The 17,084-nt window shown below is 56.7% G+C and carries 18 protein-coding genes and 1 riboswitch; of the genes, 5 read left to right on the plus strand and 13 right to left on the minus strand.

What is annotated here, in order from left to right; all coding sequences use genetic code 11:
* Positions 1-21 precede the first annotated feature (21 nt).
* The 5 genes from AC1UKS_RS14935 to AC1UKS_RS14955 form a co-directional block, all read right to left on the minus strand.
* A complete protein-coding gene (locus AC1UKS_RS14935) occupies positions 22-801 on the minus strand; it encodes an anti-sigma factor family protein (protein ID WP_482434286.1) in 780 nt (259 codons plus the stop codon).
* Positions 798-1,313: an RNA polymerase sigma factor gene (locus AC1UKS_RS14940; protein ID WP_265911799.1), complete on the minus strand. Its 516-nt coding sequence runs from the start codon at positions 1,311-1,313 to the stop codon at positions 798-800. Before AC1UKS_RS14940 ends, AC1UKS_RS14935 begins: the two co-directional genes overlap by 4 nt.
* A 24-nt stretch (positions 1,314-1,337) precedes the next feature.
* Positions 1,338-1,859: a tetratricopeptide repeat protein gene (locus tag AC1UKS_RS14945; RefSeq protein ID WP_482434289.1), complete on the minus strand. Its 522-nt coding sequence runs from the start codon at positions 1,857-1,859 to the stop codon at positions 1,338-1,340.
* 31 nt (positions 1,860-1,890) lie between these two features.
* A complete protein-coding gene (locus AC1UKS_RS14950; RefSeq protein ID WP_482434291.1) occupies positions 1,891-2,442 on the minus strand; it encodes a cytochrome b in 552 nt (183 codons plus the stop codon).
* Positions 2,443-2,563: 121 nt separating this feature from the next.
* Positions 2,564-2,953, minus strand: coding sequence for a YbhQ family protein (locus AC1UKS_RS14955; RefSeq protein WP_013201381.1), 390 nt, complete (start codon positions 2,951-2,953; stop codon positions 2,564-2,566).
* Positions 2,954-3,135: 182 nt separating this feature from the next.
* Here AC1UKS_RS14955 and AC1UKS_RS14960 point away from each other — a divergent pair, with 182 nt between their 5' ends.
* Genes AC1UKS_RS14960 through AC1UKS_RS14970 form a run of 3 tightly spaced genes read left to right on the plus strand, consistent with a single transcriptional unit; the run spans position 3,136 to position 6,106 of the window.
* A complete protein-coding gene (locus AC1UKS_RS14960; protein ID WP_265911794.1) occupies positions 3,136-3,897 on the plus strand; it encodes an endonuclease/exonuclease/phosphatase family protein in 762 nt (253 codons plus the stop codon).
* Positions 3,894-5,138, plus strand: a complete 1,245-nt coding sequence (clsB, locus tag AC1UKS_RS14965) for a cardiolipin synthase ClsB (protein WP_265911793.1) — start codon at positions 3,894-3,896, stop codon at positions 5,136-5,138. The genes AC1UKS_RS14960 and clsB overlap by 4 nt, the downstream gene beginning before the upstream one ends.
* Positions 5,138-6,106: a lysylphosphatidylglycerol synthase domain-containing protein gene (locus AC1UKS_RS14970; RefSeq protein ID WP_482434293.1), complete on the plus strand. Its 969-nt coding sequence runs from the start codon at positions 5,138-5,140 to the stop codon at positions 6,104-6,106. The genes clsB and AC1UKS_RS14970 overlap by 1 nt, the downstream gene beginning before the upstream one ends.
* A gap of 33 nt (positions 6,107-6,139) precedes the next feature.
* Here the strand turns inward: AC1UKS_RS14970 and AC1UKS_RS14975 are convergent, their stop codons facing one another.
* Positions 6,140-6,850: a Bax inhibitor-1/YccA family protein gene (locus AC1UKS_RS14975; RefSeq protein WP_013201377.1), complete on the minus strand. Its 711-nt coding sequence runs from the start codon at positions 6,848-6,850 to the stop codon at positions 6,140-6,142.
* Positions 6,851-7,123: 273 nt separating this feature from the next.
* Between AC1UKS_RS14975 and AC1UKS_RS14980 the strand changes: the two genes are divergently transcribed.
* Positions 7,124-9,070, plus strand: a complete 1,947-nt coding sequence (locus AC1UKS_RS14980; RefSeq protein WP_482434295.1) for a methyl-accepting chemotaxis protein — start codon at positions 7,124-7,126, stop codon at positions 9,068-9,070.
* Between the two features lie 8 nt (positions 9,071-9,078).
* Here AC1UKS_RS14980 and AC1UKS_RS14985 read toward each other — a convergent pair whose 3' ends face one another.
* The 6 genes from AC1UKS_RS14985 to moaA form a co-directional block, all read right to left on the minus strand.
* The gene (locus AC1UKS_RS14985; RefSeq protein WP_482434297.1) at positions 9,079-10,173 is read right to left on the minus strand and encodes a DUF1615 domain-containing protein; all 1,095 of its coding nucleotides are present in this window, start codon (positions 10,171-10,173) and stop codon (positions 9,079-9,081) included.
* Between the two features lie 86 nt (positions 10,174-10,259).
* Positions 10,260-10,712: a molybdopterin synthase catalytic subunit MoaE gene (gene moaE / locus AC1UKS_RS14990; RefSeq protein ID WP_265911788.1), complete on the minus strand. Its 453-nt coding sequence runs from the start codon at positions 10,710-10,712 to the stop codon at positions 10,260-10,262.
* A gap of 1 nt (position 10,713) precedes the next feature.
* Positions 10,714-10,959: a molybdopterin synthase sulfur carrier subunit gene (moaD, locus tag AC1UKS_RS14995; protein WP_013201373.1), complete on the minus strand. Its 246-nt coding sequence runs from the start codon at positions 10,957-10,959 to the stop codon at positions 10,714-10,716.
* Positions 10,952-11,437 carry a cyclic pyranopterin monophosphate synthase MoaC gene (moaC, locus tag AC1UKS_RS15000; protein WP_013201372.1) on the minus strand — a complete coding sequence of 162 codons (486 nt, stop codon included), beginning with the start codon at positions 11,435-11,437 and terminating at the stop codon, positions 10,952-10,954. Before moaC ends, moaD begins: the two co-directional genes overlap by 8 nt.
* A 4-nt stretch (positions 11,438-11,441) precedes the next feature.
* Entirely contained in the window at positions 11,442-11,957 is a 516-nt protein-coding gene (gene moaB / locus AC1UKS_RS15005; RefSeq protein ID WP_105759452.1) for a molybdenum cofactor biosynthesis protein B, read from the minus strand.
* Positions 11,958-11,973: 16 nt separating this feature from the next.
* Entirely contained in the window at positions 11,974-12,963 is a 990-nt protein-coding gene (gene moaA / locus AC1UKS_RS15010; RefSeq protein WP_482437006.1) for a GTP 3',8-cyclase MoaA, read from the minus strand.
* A riboswitch (molybdenum cofactor riboswitch) is annotated at positions 12,950-13,080 on the minus strand. Its footprint overlaps the gene before it by 14 nt.
* 186 nt (positions 13,081-13,266) lie before the next feature.
* Between moaA and AC1UKS_RS15015 the strand changes: the two genes are divergently transcribed.
* Complete coding sequence (locus AC1UKS_RS15015) at positions 13,267-14,175, plus strand: gluconeogenesis factor YvcK family protein (protein WP_482434299.1); 909 nt, start codon at positions 13,267-13,269, stop codon at positions 14,173-14,175.
* An 85-nt stretch (positions 14,176-14,260) separates the two neighbouring features.
* Here the strand turns inward: AC1UKS_RS15015 and uvrB are convergent, their stop codons facing one another.
* On the minus strand, positions 14,261-16,282 hold the full coding sequence (uvrB, locus tag AC1UKS_RS15020; RefSeq protein ID WP_013201368.1) for an excinuclease ABC subunit UvrB: 2,022 nt from the start codon (positions 16,280-16,282) through the stop codon (positions 14,261-14,263).
* Positions 16,283-17,084: the final 802 nt, after the last annotated feature.

Here is a 17,084-nt window from a genome sequence, read left to right on the forward strand (position 1 = left end):
CCGACCTTAAAACGGGCCGTTTCAGACCGCGGCCGACAGGCTGCTGGCGACCCTACGTAGCTCTGCCACGGGCTTGTGGCCTATCAGCATAAAGCTGTGCTGTTGCTGCTGCCAGTACACCACGTTCATGCCACGGCGTTGCTCTTCGGCAAATCCGCGATCCGTCGGGTGAACCGCGCCGGTAATGCACAGCGCCAACGGCCCGCTGTTTGGGTCATCCCAGACAATCTGCGCGATGGCCTTGTCATCGTAATTCAGCATTCTTGCGCCCTTAAACGCGCTGCCGGGAAGCGTTACTGCGCTGGCGGAGAGCGACAGGCCCAGATGACCGCTGACGGTGGCTAACTGCTGTTGCATGGCGCTGTCAGAAGGCGAGACCCCTTCAAAGGTCTGATGGGTGTACAGCGCCATATATTGCGCCACGGTATCCCGCCAGCCATCATCATTATCAAACAGCCGTCTGCCTTTCATGCCGCCGACCACGCCCAGCGCCAGCGCAGATACCGTCGCGGCAATCAGGGTTCTGCGGCTGATGCCAGCAGATGGTGGCGTCTGCGGCTGCGCCAGCGCGGTGCTCAGCCTTTGCTGCAGGCGATCCTTCGGCGCTTCCTGCAGCAAAGGCGCAAAGGCAGCCGAAAAATCCACGCTGGCGCGATCGAGCTCGGCCAGTCGCTCGGCCAGCTCCGGGTCATCACTGAGCATTTTTTCCACCTGCTGATACTGTTGAACCGTGAGTTGCTTATCAAGCCAGGCCACCAGCACCTCGTCGGAAACCGGTGCACCGTTCTGCCACTGGGTCATACTTCCCCCCTTTTATTACGTCTGACGCCCAGCACCACGCCTTTGGCCAGCGTCTGTCTGGCGTTTGCCAGTCGGCTCATGATGGTGCCAATCGGCACCGCCAGCGTGTCGGCGGCTTCCTGATAGGTAAATCCCTCAACGTAGACCAGAAACACCGCATTGCGCTGGGCTTCCGGCAGGCGGTTGATCCGTTCACGCACCTGCTGCGCCCAGAGGTGATCGGCTTCACCTTCGCTTAGCTGAAACGCCTGCTCATCCACGTCATCAATATTTTGCTGTTGCGTCAGATGGGTGGCCCGAACCTGATTGATCCACACCGAATGCAGAATGGTAAACAGCCAGCGGTCCAGGCGCGTGCCGGGAACATACTGGCTGCTTTTTTCCAGCGCGCGCAGGCAGGTCGCCTGCACCAGATCTTCGGCCACATCCCGTTTGCGGGACAGCACCAGCCCGTAGCGCCATAATCGCGCCAAATAAAGCGGCAGTTCAGCGCGAATATCGTGGTGATTCACCGGTGCTCCTTGGGCTGCCGTGGATTAACTTTCCGGGTGGCCATCGATGGCGGCAGAGAGATCGCGGTACTCTTCGCAACCGGTGCCACAGATGCCTTTGATAATATTCAGCTGCTCACGCGCCATCGCCGGCTGCTGCTTGACCATATAAGCCTCACCGAGGTATTCCCGGACTTTGGCGTAATGCGGATCGAGGGCGATGGATTTCTGATAATAGCCAATCCCTTCGTCGGTGCGACCCAGCTTGCGGGTGGCGTAACCGCGATAGTTCCAGGCTTTGGCAGTATTGGGTTCTATCAGCTTATTCAGCGTTTGCAGCGCCTCATCATAGCGGCCGGCTTTCGCCAGCGCGTAGGCATAGGCGGTGCGGTCATTATCATTGATCATACTGGTTTTATCGGCCACACAACTTTTGGCTTTTTTATCGTAGATTTGTCCTTTCGGACAGGTTGGCGGCTTGTCATCATCATCGCCCATGGCGTGAACCATTCCGCTCACCAGCACGCCCGATAAGGCGGCCAGGCATAACACACGACTGATTTTCATTTTTGTGACTCCGGTAGAGTACAGCAGAGGGTTACTTCAGTTTTGGGATCATGCGTTTTAACGTGCCGTCGCGCAGCGCGTAATGGTGCAATAACGCCACCACGGCGTGGCCGCCGGCCAGCACAATAATCAGCCAGGCGTTGTAGTAATGCAGCGATCCCAACAGCTTACGCAATGAACTTTCGATATACACCAGATCGGACAGATCGCCGAAGCCGAAGAAGGCGAACGGTTCGCCCTGCGCCCAGCGAAACATAAAACCTAATACCACCTGCGCAATCAGCAATAAATAGAGCAGGCCGTGGACGGATTTCGCGCCGACATGCGCCGCGCGGGAAGCGCTGGCCGGCGGCAGGCGGCGACCTTTGCTGATGCGCCAGACAATGCGCACCACCATCAACAGCGCCAGCAGCAGGCCAAAAGAGATATGCAGTGATTGCAGGTCATGGCGCAGCGGCGTGCCTTTTTCCAGTCGTGACCACACCTGATAGCTGGCAAAGAGAAAAATGACGTCAAGCGCCGTCAGCCAGTGCAGGGCAATGGTGAGCCGGTCGTAATGAACAGGAGCGGAAGTCTGGTGCATGATGATGTTCCCCGTGAGTAATTACAGGGTTAACGGTTAAGGGCAGGATTTTATTCAGGTCGTTTTGTTCTAAGGAAGGCGTTTCTTATAAAGAACAGGCCACTTTCGTGGCCTGTTGTGCTTAGCGGTGACGCTGGCGAGCGCGAACAGGCTCTTTAGCCAGCAGAGAGACCACACAGGGTCCGGTCAGCATTAGCACACCAACACAACCCAGCAGCAGGTTGTTGTGGATCACGCGGGAGAGCATATAAAGCACCAACATCGCTGCGCCAAAATAGTAGGTGGTGGTGACGTCTTCTAAGAAGTCGCCCACCCGGCGCAGTCGTGGCAGTCGCTGAGTCAACAACATGGCGGTAAACACGCTGGCATACATCGCCAGAAATACCGTGCTGACCTGCAGCAATGCCTGGTGCTTCCAACCCCACACCAACCCTGCAATCAGCAGAAGGTGGAGCGCGATATGTACACAGGTTTGTCCGGTGACAATCTGAATACGGTTAGACCATTTCATTTTCTTCTCCTGGCAGACCCAACAGAGGTCGCCCAGCCTTGTTAACACAGTAAGTGATAACGAATTTCCTCAGACTAACGTAGTTTTCGGATAATGCAGCAAAGAACGCCGTTTCAGGGCACTCTTTTGTGACAAAGACTACACTTTACCTTTCGTACATTGAAAAGGAGAGCGCGCACAGTATGGCACAAAATGCTCAAGGATTTTCATTAAAAGTCCTGACGATCAATACACACAAAGGTTTTGCCGCTTTTAATCGCCGCTTTATCCTGCCTGAACTGCGTGATGCAGTGCGTGCAACCGCGGCGGATATTGTCTTCTTACAAGAGGTGATGGGAGCGCCTGCCATCAACCAGTTGAAGGTTGAGGACTGGCCAGACACACCTCATTACGAATTTTTGGCCGACACCATGTGGAACGACTATGCCTATGGCCGCAATGCGGTTTATCCCGAAGGACATCATGGTAACGCCATCCTGTCCCGCTACCCGATCCTGAAGTTTGAAAACCGCGATATTTCGGTGGAAGGCACCGAAAAACGCGGGCTGCTGCATTGTCAGGTGGCCATTCCCAGCCACGAGCAGCCGCTGCATGCCATCTGCGTGCACCTCGGCCTGAAGGATGCCCACCGCCATGCGCAACTGAAACTGCTGTGCGATCTGGTCAACAGCCTGCCGGCTGATGCGCCGGTGGTAGTCGCTGGCGATTTCAACGACTGGCAGCAAAAAGCGAACGCGGTGCTGAAAAAAGGGGCGGCGCTGGAAGAGGTGTTCAGCCGCAAGTTTGGCCGTCCGGCGCGCACCTTCCCTGCCCGTTTCCCGCTGCTGCGCCTTGACCGGATCTATGTCCGTAATGCCGGGATCAGCCACCCGCAGACTATTCCGCTGCGGCCCTGGTCCCACCTGTCCGATCATGCCCCGCTGGCTGTGGAGATCCACCTATGAAAATGGAATGGCGTGACGGTAACCGCCTGCGCCTGCTGGAAAATGGCGAACAGTATTTTCCGCGAGTCTTTGAAGCCATTCGGCGGGCGAAGGAAACCGTGCTGCTGGAAACCTTTATCCTGTTTGAGGACGAGGTGGGAAATGCGCTCCATGAGGTGCTGCTGGACGCGGCCAATCGCGGCGTCAAAGTGGAGATGATGCTGGATGGCTACGGCTCCAACGATCTCTCAACCGAATTTATCCAAAGCCTGACCGCGGCCGGCGTGCGTTTCCTTTATTACGATCCGCGCCCGCTGATTTTTGGTATGCGCACCAATATCTTCCGTCGTCTGCACCGTAAAATCGTGGTCTGCGACGGAGAGATTGCCTTTGTCGGCGGCATCAACTTCTCCGCTGAGCACAACTCCAGCTACGGCGCAGAAGCCAAGCAGGATTATGCGGTGGAAGTGAAAGGCCCGATCGTTGATGACATCACGCTGTTTGTGCAGCAGGCCATCAACAGCAAACAGGTGACTCGCCGCTGGTGGGGCGCCCGCTCCCATCGCCCGGCAAAAAATGCCACGCCCGGCGATGCGCAAATCCTGTTTGTCTGGCGGGACAATGACCAGCACCGTGATGACATTGAGCAGCACTATATCGACATGCTGCGCAGCGCAAAGCAGGAAGTGATTATCGCCAATGCCTACTTCTTCCCCGGCTACAAGCTGCTGCGGGAGATGCGCAGTGCCGCACAGCGCGGCGTGTCGGTGAAACTGATTGTGCAGGGCGAACCGGACATGCCGATTGTTAAGGTGGGCGCCGAGCTGCTGTACAACTATCTGGTGGGCGGCGGTGTGGAAGTGTATGAATATATCCGCCGTCCGCTGCATGCCAAAATTGCCGTGCAGGATAACCACTGGTCTACGGTCGGTTCCAGCAATCTGGATCCGTTGAGCCTGTCGTTAAACCTTGAAGCTAACCTGATGATCCACGACCGCACCTTTAACGAAGTGATGCGTGGCAATCTCAACCGCCTGCTGACTCAGGATTGCCAGCGGGTGGAAGAGAGCCAGTTACCTAAACAGAACTGGCGCCAGCTGGCAAAAAGCATCGTGGTGTTCCATTTCCTGCGTCATTTCCCGGCCATTGCTGGCTGGCTGCCCGCGCACACGCCGAAACTGGCGCAGGTTGCGCCGCCGGTCCAGCCAGAGCTGGAAACCCAGGACCGTGTTGAATCCGACAATGAGCGAGTAAAACCCTGATGTCTGCTGCGCATTCCCGCTGGAAGTGGGTGAAGAAAATTCTCACCTGGCTGTTCTTTATCGCCGTTATCGTGCTGTTGGTTATTTACGCGCGCAAGGTCAACTGGCACGACGTGGTTGAGGTGATCAGCAACTATAACCGCTTCGCTATTTTCGCTTCGATCGCGCTGGTGGTGGTCAGCTACCTCACCTATGGCGTGTACGATCTGATTGGCCAGGCCTATTGCGGTCACAAGCTGCAAAAACGCCAGGTGATGCTGGTGTCGTTTATTTGTTATGCCTTTAACCTGACGCTCAGCACATGGGTTGGCGGCGTGGCGATGCGCTACCGGCTCTATTCCCGGTTAGGGCTGGATAGCAGCACCATCACTCGTATTTTCTCGCTCAGTATTGCCACTAACTGGTTGGGTTACGTGCTGGTGGCCGGCGTGGTGTTCACCTCCGGTTGGGTGCCGATCCCCTCAGGCTGGTTTATAGGCGAAGGCACGCTGAGAACCATCGGTGCGGCGCTGCTGGTGTTTGTGGTGATCTATCTGGCGCTGTGCGCCTTCTCTAAACGCCGCCGCTGGACCGTTAAGGGTCACAAGCTGGCGCTGCCCTCTTTCCGCATGGCGATGTTGCAGTTTGCGGTATCCAGCGCCAACTGGCTGGTGATGGGCGCGATTATCTGGCTACTGCTGGCGCAGAAGGTCGACTATCCGCAGGTGCTGGGCGTGTTGTTAATCAGCAGCATTGCGGGCGTGATTATCCATATTCCGGCGGGGATTGGCGTGCTTGAAGCGGTGTTCCTCGCCTTGCTCAGCGGCGAGCATCTGTCACACGGCTCGATCATTGCCGCGCTGCTGGCGTATCGCGTGATCTATTTTATTGCCCCGCTGCTGCTGGCGCTGGTGCTCTATTTGTGGCTGGAGAGTCGGGCGAAGTCATTGCGGGCGATGAACGAGCGAGAGAGAGAGAAACAGGCGTAAACAAAGGGGGCGATGGGAATCGCCCCCTCTATCTTAGCGGCGGTTACCGAAAATACGCAGCAGCATCAGGAACAGGTTAATAAAGTCCAGATACAGCGTTAATGCGCCCATAATGGAATAACGACGCAGGTTCTCTTTATCTTCAACATTGATCCCCTCACCGATATTTTTCAGTTTCTGCGTGTCATACGCCGTCAGCCCGACAAACACCAGCACGCCGATATAGGTCACGGCCCACATCAGCGCGGTGCTTTTCAGCCAGATGTTCACCACGGACGCCAGCACGATCCCGATCAGCGCCATAAACAGCATGCTGCCCATGCCGCTCAGGTCGCGCTTGGTGGTGTAACCCCAGAAGCTCATCACACCAAACATGCCGCCCGCCACCAGGAATGTTCCGGCGATGGAGGAGTAGGTGTAGACGAGGAAAATGCTTGCCATGGTTAAACCGGTCAGCGCGGAGTACAGCATAAACAGGCCGGTGGCGACCGCCCCGCTCAGCTTATGCACCATACCGGACAGCACGAACACCAGACCCAGCTGCACAATAATCAGGCCATAGAAGGTGATGCGGTTAGCGAAAACCATCTCCATCACCGCAGGCGTGTTGGCGGCAAACCACGAGACAAACGCGGTCAGCAACAGACCACAGGTCATCCAGCCATACACCTGTGCCATATAGGTCTGCAGGCCGGTATTGGCCTGCGAAACCATAGAACTGTCGGAACGTGGATATCGATCCATGATGCTCTCCTGATGCTTAAATTAACGATGTGAACACAGGGAAAGGGCGCAACGCGCCCCGCCCCGGTCGTGGTTAAGTCTGGCACACTCAGGGGAAGATAAGCCAGTCTTGCCCCGGGCTTTTTACGTAAGCGTTTATCCGGCATGGACGTTATCGGCGGAAACCGCTCTCGCCCGCATAAAGATTGTCCATATTTTGCCGATAGAGTGAACAGATGGAGAACAGCTAACAGGAAGTTAATACGCGTCATCTCTTACATCGGGGAAGCCAGAATGCAGACCACGCCGTTACCTAAGCGGAAAATGAGCACGCGCACGCTTATGCTCCTGACCGGAGCCCTGACTATCACGCTGGGCTTCACTATCACCATTGGTTTTCTCAGCTGGGAGTCCAGCCAGCAGCAGCGCAAGCTGGCAGAGAATTATCTCGGCCAGATTGCCGAGAGCAAGGCGTTAAGCGTACAGAAGGACCTGGATTATGCCCGCACGGTCGCACGCAATCTTGGCCAGAGTTTGATTGCCCTGCCCCCGGCCGGGATCACCGACCGTAAGATCGGCGAAGAGCTGATGAAGTATTCCCTGAAACAAAACCCTGACTATCTGTCGATGTCGGTAATTTTCGAAGAGAACGCCTTTGATGGCCGCGATGCCGAGTTCGCGCAGCAGCCTGACGCGGCGCCTAAAGGCCGTTTTGCACGCTTTGTCGATCGCGACAGCAGCGGCAATTTCGCCCTGCATAACCTCGACTCAATCTTCAAGCCCGGTCAGGGCGACTACTATCTGATCCCACAGAAACTGCAGCAGGATATGTTAATTGAGCCATACAGCTACGCCTATAACGGCGTGCCGACCCTGCTGACCTCGGTCGCAGCGGTGGTGATGGACGATAACAAGCTGAAAGCGGTGATCACTTCCGATATTTCGCTGGCGTCGCTGCAGAAAACCGTCGGGGCCATCAAGCCGTGGGAAGGCGTGGGTTACGCTCTGCTGCTGTCCAACAAGGGACTGGTGGTTTCCAGCCCGGATAAAGCCATGTCCGGCAAGCCGTATAAAGGGGAAACCGACAAATTTACCACGCAGGTCGTGGAGCATTTTGACGACTCGCTCGGTGAAAAGGTGCTGGAAACCTGGCGACCGGTCACCGTCGGCAACAGCCAGTTCCCGTGGTATCTGGGCATCGTCACTCCGGTCAGCGTGGTGATGGCTGAAGCCAACCGTCAGCTGATAAACGCGCTGATTATGATGATTCTCAGCATTGTCATCGTGTGCTCGGTGCTGGGTCTGCTGTTCAGCCGTAAGATTTCTAAACCGATCGGCGGCGAACCTTCACAGGCCGCAGCGATTGCGCTGGGCGTCTCCGAAGGCAATCTGACTGCCGACATCCCGGTGGGCGATCGTGACCGCCAGAGCATTTTCTTTGCCATGCAGACCATGCAGCAGCAGCTGAGAACCATGGTCGGCGAGATTATTTCCGCCAGTGATTCGGTCCGTCAGGGTGCCGAAGAGATTGCTTCCGGCAATCTGGATTTGGCCTCACGCACTGAACAACAGGCGGCAGCGCTGGAAGAGACGGCGGCCAGCATGGAGCAGTTAACCGCCACGGTGAAGCACAATGCCGATAACGCCCATCAGGCCACCTCGTTAACCGAGAACGCCACCGATATCGCGCAACGCGGCGAGTCGCTGGTGCAGCAGGTGGTGCAGATCATGCAGCAGATTGACGAGAGTTCCCGCAAAATTGGCGCAATCACCAGCATCATCAACGGCATTGCCTTCCAGACCAATATTCTGGCGCTGAACGCGGCGGTAGAAGCGGCTCGCGCAGGGGAACAGGGTCGTGGATTTGCGGTGGTGGCGGCAGAAGTTCGCAGCCTGGCGCAGCGCAGCGCCAACGCGGTTAAAGACATTTCCGCGCTGATTGGCGAATCCACCCTACGCGTTAATCAAGGGGTGTCGCTGGTGCAGGATGCGGGTAAGACCATGCAGGAGATGACCACCGCGGTGAACTCGGTGAAAACCATTATTGGCGAGATTGTGCATGCGTCCGATGAGCAGTCGCAGGGAATTGGTCAGGTAACGGTGGCGGTCAATCAGATGGATGGCGCCACCCAGCAGAACTCGGCGCTGGTTCAGCAGATGTCTGCTGCCGCCGCTTCGCTGGAGGACCAGGCGAAGCAGCTGGCGCAAACCGTGCAGATTTTCCGGCTGGATGCCGCTTAAGGCGTCGGTTACTTCCCGCGTGCCAGGCAGCTCTGGTAACGACCGTCGACGCGCTGGGCAAACCAGGCGGTGGTCAGATTGCGGGTGATTTTTGGGCTTTCCAGCTTAATGCCTGGCAGCATCTCACGCGGTTGAGGTCTGCCAGCATTAATATCTGCCAACGCAAACACCTGCTTCCACAAATCAGTTTTAACAAAGTCTTCACTGTCGCCCTTCTCCAGCGCGCTGCGGATGCTGCGGTTGCTCATATCCAGACGCTTACTTAGCGTCCTGACCGCCAGCTCCGTCGATCCCGCCGCATCTGAACCGTACTGAATCAAATCCCCGTCCAGCGCCAGCTTAATGCCGCTTAACCGCGAAACGGCGGCCTGGAAGGCGGCGTTACGGCTGGCATACCATCCGGCATTGAAGTCAGCAAAACGGTAGATCTGGCGGCTGTAATCCGCCGGATAGCCCAGCAGGTGCATAGTGCCGAACCACACGCCGCCACGCCGGCTGAACACTTCGCGGCGGATCGAGCCATCAACCGGATACGGGTAGCCTTTGGCATGGGCTTCGGCAAACTCAATGCTGACCTGCATCGGGCCGCCGGTATGGATCGGATTCAGATTGCCAAACAGCTTCTGGCCCATCGGCACCATATCGATAAAGTCATCGAAAATGGCGCTCAGCTCTTTTTCGCTGCGCACGTTGTCCAGGCGATCGGTGTAGCTTTTGCCATTCGGCGATTTAATCATCAGCGCGGTACGCACCACGAACGACGGGATATGCAGCTTGCCTGCGCGGCGATCGATTTCGCCCCAGGCAATTTTCGGCAGCCCAGGCACATTGGCATCGGCATTAAAGGTCGATTCCTGATCGGTGACCGCAATCACCGAACAGAGATTGCTGACCGACGGCTCAAGCCCCTGGCCATTAAAAGCGACGAAGATATCGTTGCTCCAGCCCTGACGATCGCTCACTTTGGCCGGTAACAGGCGCGAAATCTGCGCCTTCACGTCCACCGGACGCTGCTCGGGGAGGGACTTTTTAGGCTGGCTGCTACAGCCCGCGAGCACCATCAGTGCCAGCAGAGAGAGGCGTTTGGAGAGGGAACCGATCATGACTTTCCTTGTTCTGTAATAACGACCGCCCCGAGGTTACACAGCGCAGCGGCAATAATCCATCGGAGGCGGCTGAATGCGGGCGGTTACTTCCAGCGCGCGGCGGACTGACGATCGCTGTCACGCGATTCAACCCAGCGATCGCCTTCCGGCGTGGCTTCACGCTTCCAGAACGGGGCTTTGGTTTTCAGGTAATCCATAATGAATTCGGCGGCGGCAAAGGCCCCGGCACGGTGCGCGCCGCTGACGCCGACCATCACAATCTCATCACCGGGAAACAGCTCGCCAATGCGGTGGATCACCGTGACGCGCTGCATTGGCCAGCGTTCGCGCGCCTCAGCCACGATCCCGGCCAGCGCTTTTTCGGTCATTCCCGGATAGTGCTCCAGCGTCAGCGCCGACACGGTATCCCCCAGGTTGTGATTGCGCACTTTGCCGGTAAAGGTCACGACCGCGCCGTCTTCATCACAGGCCGCCAGCCAGCGATACTCTTCGCCCATATCAAAAGGCGCCTGCCCGACTCTGATCCGCGTTTCCATCTTACCCTCCGGTAACCGGCGGGAAGAAAGCCACTTCATCCCCCGCTTTCAGCGCATGCTGTGGCGACACCAGCGTCTGGTTAACCGCCGACAGCACTTTGCCGGACTCCAGCGCCAGCGACCAGCGGTCGCCCTTCGCCGCCAGCACTGCACGCAGCTCGTCCACCGTGGCATAATCCCGGGTGACGGTGATGCTGCCGGTACCGACCAGCTCACGCGTCTGGGCAAAAAACAGCACGTTAATCATCAGACACCGCCTTAAAATCGCCGGACTTACCGCCGCTTTTGCTCAGCAAACGGCACATCTCAATGCTGATATCTTTCTGCACCGCTTTGCACATATCGTAAATCGTCAACGCGGCCACGGAGGCGGCGGTCAGCGCTTCCATCTCGACCCCGGTTTTCCCCGTGAGACGGCACAGCGACTCAATGCGGACCTGGCTGTTTTCCACATCCGCCGTCAGCGTCACTTCCACTTTGCTCAGCAACAGCGGATGGCACAGCGGGATCAGCTCCCAGGTGCGCTTGGCGGCCTGGATGCCGGCGATGCGCGCGGTGGCGAACACGTCGCCTTTATGATGGCTGCCGTCGACAATCATCTTCAGCGTCTCGGGACGCATCTTCACAAAGGCTTCTGCACGGGCTTCACGCACCGTTTCGGCCTTGGCGGAGACGTCCACCATGTGCGCCTCGCCAGAGGCATTAATATGGGTCAGTTGCGACATAAGTTCAGGGCTTCTTCACATGCGAAACAAAATTACAGGGACGGGTGCGGGCATCCAGCTGATCCTGAATGATCCGCTCCCACGCGCTCTGGCAGGCATTGGTTGAACCCGGCACGGCAAAAATCACCGTGCCGTTGGCCACACCGGCCACGGCGCGTGACTGCAGGGTTGAGGTGCCGATATCTTCATACGAGATCATGCGGAACAGTTCGCCGAACCCTTCAATCTCGCGGTCAAACAGCGGCAGCAGGGCTTCTGGCGTGCAGTTTTTAGTGTTAAAGCCGGTGCCGCCGTTAATCAACACCACCTGAACATCGCTGCTGGCAATCCAGCTGGAGACCACCGCGCGGATGCGGTAACGGTCATCTTTCACCAGCGCATGGTCCAGCACCTGGTGACCCGCTTCGGTCAGCGCTTCACGCAGATAGTCGCCGGAGCTGTCACTGGTCGCATCGCGGCTGTCGGAAACGGTGAGTACTGCTACGTTGAGCGGCATAAATTCAGCCGAAGGTTTGCCCATTTTAACGTCCTTAGTGTTAACCGCCGATATAAGAGAGATTCTGGGTAATGCCGGTATTGCCCTGATGCAGGAAATGCGTCTGCTTTTTGGTGCGCAGGCTGGCGGCAATCCGCTCCTGTAACGCATCCTGCTGATCGTCATTTTGCAGCAGGTCACGCAGCGACACGCCGCCATCGCCAAACAGGCACAGATGCAGTTTGCCGGTGGCGGAAACCCGCAGACGGTTACAGGTGGCACAGAAATCTTTTTCGTAAGGCATGATCAGGCCAATCTCGCCCTGATAATCCGGATGACGGAACACCTGCGCCGGTCCGGCACTGCGTTCAGTGACCTGCCACTCCCAGCCCTGTAGCAACAGGCTGGCGCGGATCACCTCGCCGGAAATATGGTGTTTGCGGAACAGGTCGCCGCCGTCGCCGGTCTCCATCAGCTCGATAAAGCGTAGCTGAATGGGACGGGTGCGGATCCAGTCGAGGAAGGTTTGCAGGCTGTTATGATTGACGTCGCGCATCAACACGGTATTGACTTTCACCTTGCTGAAACCCGCCTCAAACGCCGCATCGATGCCGTTCATCACCTGCTGGAATTTATCCTGACCGGTGATGGCATGAAACTGACGGGCATCCAGACTGTCTATGCTGACGTTGAGCGCCGTCAGACCGGCGTCGCGCCACTGGGCAACGTCACGCGCCAGGCGATAGCCATTGGTGGTGACGGCCAGCTGGCGGATTGCGCTGTTTTCACGCACCGCCGCGATAATCTCGGTGAAGTCGCGGCGCAACGAGGGTTCGCCGCCGGTCAGACGCACTTTTTCCGTCCCTGCGGCCGCAAAGGCACGGGTAACACGCCGGATTTCATCCAGCGACAGGAAGCTTTTATTGCTGTTGCCCTGCGGCTTGTAACCGTCAGGCAGGCAATAGTTGCAACGGAAATTGCAGACGTCAGTGATCGACAGACGCAGGTAGTAAAACTTGCGATCGAAGCTATCTTGAAATTGTGACACCAGAACACCTTCCAAATCGGGAGATGCAGGCATTTCTTTCTGCACCCTGGCAACGCGAGGTTGCGGCCAGGACACCGTATCAGGAGACTTAGGTGTCAGGGCTAAGTGTGATTTACCGAACACCGGTAAATCATGGTGGTAAAATTCTACCGCTAACCGGAAAGTCTTACCACAACAGACTTTCGCTATGTATTTTGATATATAACGTTTTTTGTCGGCAGATCACCGTTACTTTCGCTAAAATTGCCGTACTGCCAGTAGCTTGGCTGATTCATCAATAAAGCATCAACATAATGAAGGATTTTTATGCGTAATCGCACATTAGCCGATCTCGACAGAGTGGTGGCTTTAGGTGGCGGACATGGCCTGGGCCGTGTGATGTCTGCCCTTTCCCCTTTGGGTTCCCGCCTTACCGGCATTGTTACCACCACCGACAACGGCGGCTCCACCGGACGCATCCGCCGTTCTGAAGGCGGCATCGCCTGGGGCGACATGCGCAACTGCCTGAATCAGCTGATCGCCGAACCGAGCGTCGCCTCGGCGATGTTCGAATATCGCTTTAGCGGTAACGGTGAACTGGCCGGTCACAATCTCGGCAACCTGATGCTGAAAGCGCTGGATCACCTGAGCGTGCGGCCGTTTGAAGCCATCAACCTGATCCGCAATCTGCTGAATGTCGACGCCTTTCTGATCCCGATGTCCGAGCAGCCGGTCGATCTGGTGGCGGTCGACAGCGAAGGCAACCAGATCTACGGCGAAACCGAGATTGACCAGATGCAGCTTCCGCCGCAGGAACTGCTGCTTTCCCCGAACGTCAGCGCCACCCGTGAAGCGATTGAAGCGGTGGGCGAAGCGGATTTGATCCTGATTGGCCCCGGCAGCTTTTACACCAGCCTGATGCCGCTGCTGCTGATGCCGGATATGGCACAGGCACTGCGCCGCACCCCTGCCACCATGGTCTTTATCGGCAACCTCGGGAAAGAATTAAGCCCGGCTGCCGCGCAGCTGACGCTGGCGGGCAAGCTGGAGATGATGGAGAAGTATATTGGCAAGAAAGTGATTGATGCGGTGGTGGTTGGCCCGGCGGTGGACATCAGCAATGTCAGCGGCCGGCTGATTATTCAGGAACCGCTGGAAGCGGCGGATATCAAATACCGCCACGATCGCCAGCTGCTACATATCGCGCTGGAACACGCAATTCAGGCCATTCAGTAAAGCTCTTCACTAAGGCCAGAGCGGGGAAAAGCATCCGGCGTTTCCCCGCGCATCTGCCCGCTGCCCCGCCGCCACGGCTGACCGATCAGGACGCGGCGATAAACAGCTCCCTCACCTTATGCAGCTGGTCACGGATATTGGCGGCCTCTTCAAACTCCAGATTCTGCGCATGCTCCTGCATTTGCGCTTCCAGCTGGTGAATTTTCTTCTGCAGTCCTTTCGGTGACAGATCCAGGTACGGTGCATCATCTTCCACAATGCGTCCGGCCTTGGCGCGTCCACGGGATTTGTTTTTCGCCAGCCCCTGGCCCAGTTCAAGAATGTCAGCAATCTTCTTGTTCAGTCCCTGCGGCACAATGCCGTTCTCCGCGTTGTAGATTTCCTGCTTAGCGCGGCGGCGCTCGGTTTCGCCGATGGCGCGCTCCATCGACGGCGTGATTTTATCGCCGTAGAGAATGGCCTTACCGTTCAGGTTACGCGCGGCGCGACCAATGGTCTGGATCAGCGAGCGGTCGGAACGCAGGAAGCCCTCTTTATCAGCATCCAGAATCGCCACCAGCGACACTTCCGGCATATCCAGACCTTCTCGCAGTAAGTTGATGCCGACCAGCACATCAAACTCGCCCAGACGCAGGTCACGGATGATCTCCACGCGCTCGACGGTGTCGATATCCGAATGCAGGTAACGCACCCGCTCACCGTGCTCTTCCAGATACTCGGTGAGATCCTCGGCCATACGTTTGGTTAACACCGTCACCAGCACGCGCTCATTGATTGCCACGCGTTTACGAATCTCAGACAGCAGGTCATCCACCTGAGTGCTGACCGGACGCACTTCGATCAGCGGATCCAGCAGGCCGGTTGGGCGCACCACCTGATCGATCACTTCACCGCCGGATTTCTCCAGCTCATATTTACCCGGCGTTGCCGAGACATAAATGGTCTGCGGCGCCAGCGCCTCAAACTCTTCGAACTTCATTGGGCGGTTATCCAGCGCCGAAGGCAGACGAAAACCGTATTCCACCAGCGTCTCTTTACGCGCGCGGTCGCCTTTGTACATCCCGCCGATTTGCGGAATGGTGACGTGGGATTCGTCGACCACCAGCAGGCCGTCCGCCGGTAAATAGTCAAACAGGGTTGGCGGCGCTTCCCCCGGCCCGCGCGCGGAGAGATAGCGCGAGTAGTTCTCAATACCGGAGCAGTAGCCCAGCTCGTTCATCATCTCCAGATCGAACTGGGTACGCTGAGAGATGCGCTGCTCTTCCAGCAGCTTGTTGTTGTTCAGCAGCACCTTGCGCCGGTCGGCCAACTCAACTTTGATCTCTTCCATCGCCTGCAAAATGCGCTCGCGCGGGGTCACGTAGTGGGTTTTCGGGTAGATTGTGTAGCGCGGGACCACGGAAGTGACCTGCCCGGTGAGCGGATCGAAGATCGACAGACGCTCAACCTCTTCGTCAAACAGTTCGACGCGCAGCGCATAATCGTCCGATTCCGCCGGGAAGATATCAATCACTTCGCCGCGCACGCGGAAGGTGCCGCGCTGGAACGCCTGATCGTTGCGGGAATACTGCAATTCCGACAGACGGCGCAGGATAGAACGCTGATCGATCACCATGCCACGGGTCAGGTGAAGCATCATCTTCAGATACAGGTCAGGATCGCCCAGACCATAGATGGCCGACACCGAGGCGACCACAATCACATCCCGTCGCTCCAGCAGCGCTTTGGTTGCTGACAGACGCATCTGCTCGATATGTTCGTTTACCGAGGCATCCTTTTCGATAAAGGTGTCGGAACTGGGCACATACGCTTCCGGCTGATAGTAGTCGTAGTAAGAGACGAAGTACTCCACCGCGTTATCCGGGAAGAACTCTTTCATTTCGCCGTACAGCTGCGCCGCCAGCGTTTTATTCGGTGCCAGCACCATGGTTGGCCGGTTTAAGTCGGCAATCACGTTGGCCACGGTGAAGGTTTTACCTGAGCCGGTTACCCCGAGCAGCGTCTGGTGCGCCAGCCCGTCTTCCAGCCCCTCTTCCAGACGACGGATCGCCTCGGGCTGGTCACCAGCGGGTTTGAATTCGGAGTTGAGTTTAAAGACTTTGCTCATTGAGTGGCTACCTGGTAATGAATGACGCGAACAGGATCCTAATTTTACTCTGCTACTGCGAATTTACCAGAAAAAAAGACTGGATATAATTACAGTAATTTTGCAAGATATTGCTTATGCGTTCAGCGATGCCCTTTGCTGACCCAATGGGCAATCAGCAATGCGGCAGGTCGGACAGGTTATCCCCAAAAGAGGAAGCGCTTTAACATTTGTCAAGCAGCACTGACAAAATGCGGCGGGCCAGGCAACTGAGATTTTTCGGGTGCTTGATTTTAACTAACATATTGATAAATCACCCTTTGCGCTCAGAGATGAGTTTCGCGTCAACTCGTGCTCAACCCGCGTCCGCTCTCGCCTGCCGTAAGTTTTCAGACGCTCATGCACATGGTTATCCACAGGAATGGTGGATAACTGATTTGAGCGCCCGAGCCGTCTGATGTGTATAAAACGTCATTGCCCTGAGAACGGGGCCGCAAATATTTTTTTTTGCATTATTTTCGCCTGACGCTTGAGGATTAATGGTCCTGAAAGGCATATTTCCCCCGTTGCCGCTAGCCCTATTTCGACGTTTTTTTCACTTTGATGACAGTCGCGGGTTGCCACTGAGACAGGCAACTGCACCAGAAATGATTCGTCCATAGCACTGACAAAGTGCAGCGGAATATTACCCCGGGCAATTGTTTAAGTTTTATTACTAATTACTGGTGCTAATCATCAGGCGGGCGGGCGTTTTCTGAGACTTTTGCCAGGTTGGCCTGCCAATTGCAAGACTCTGTCTAACCGCCTCACGCTTTCATAACAC

The sequence above is a fragment of the Erwinia sp. AK-PDG3-5 genome, from assembly GCF_056821705.1.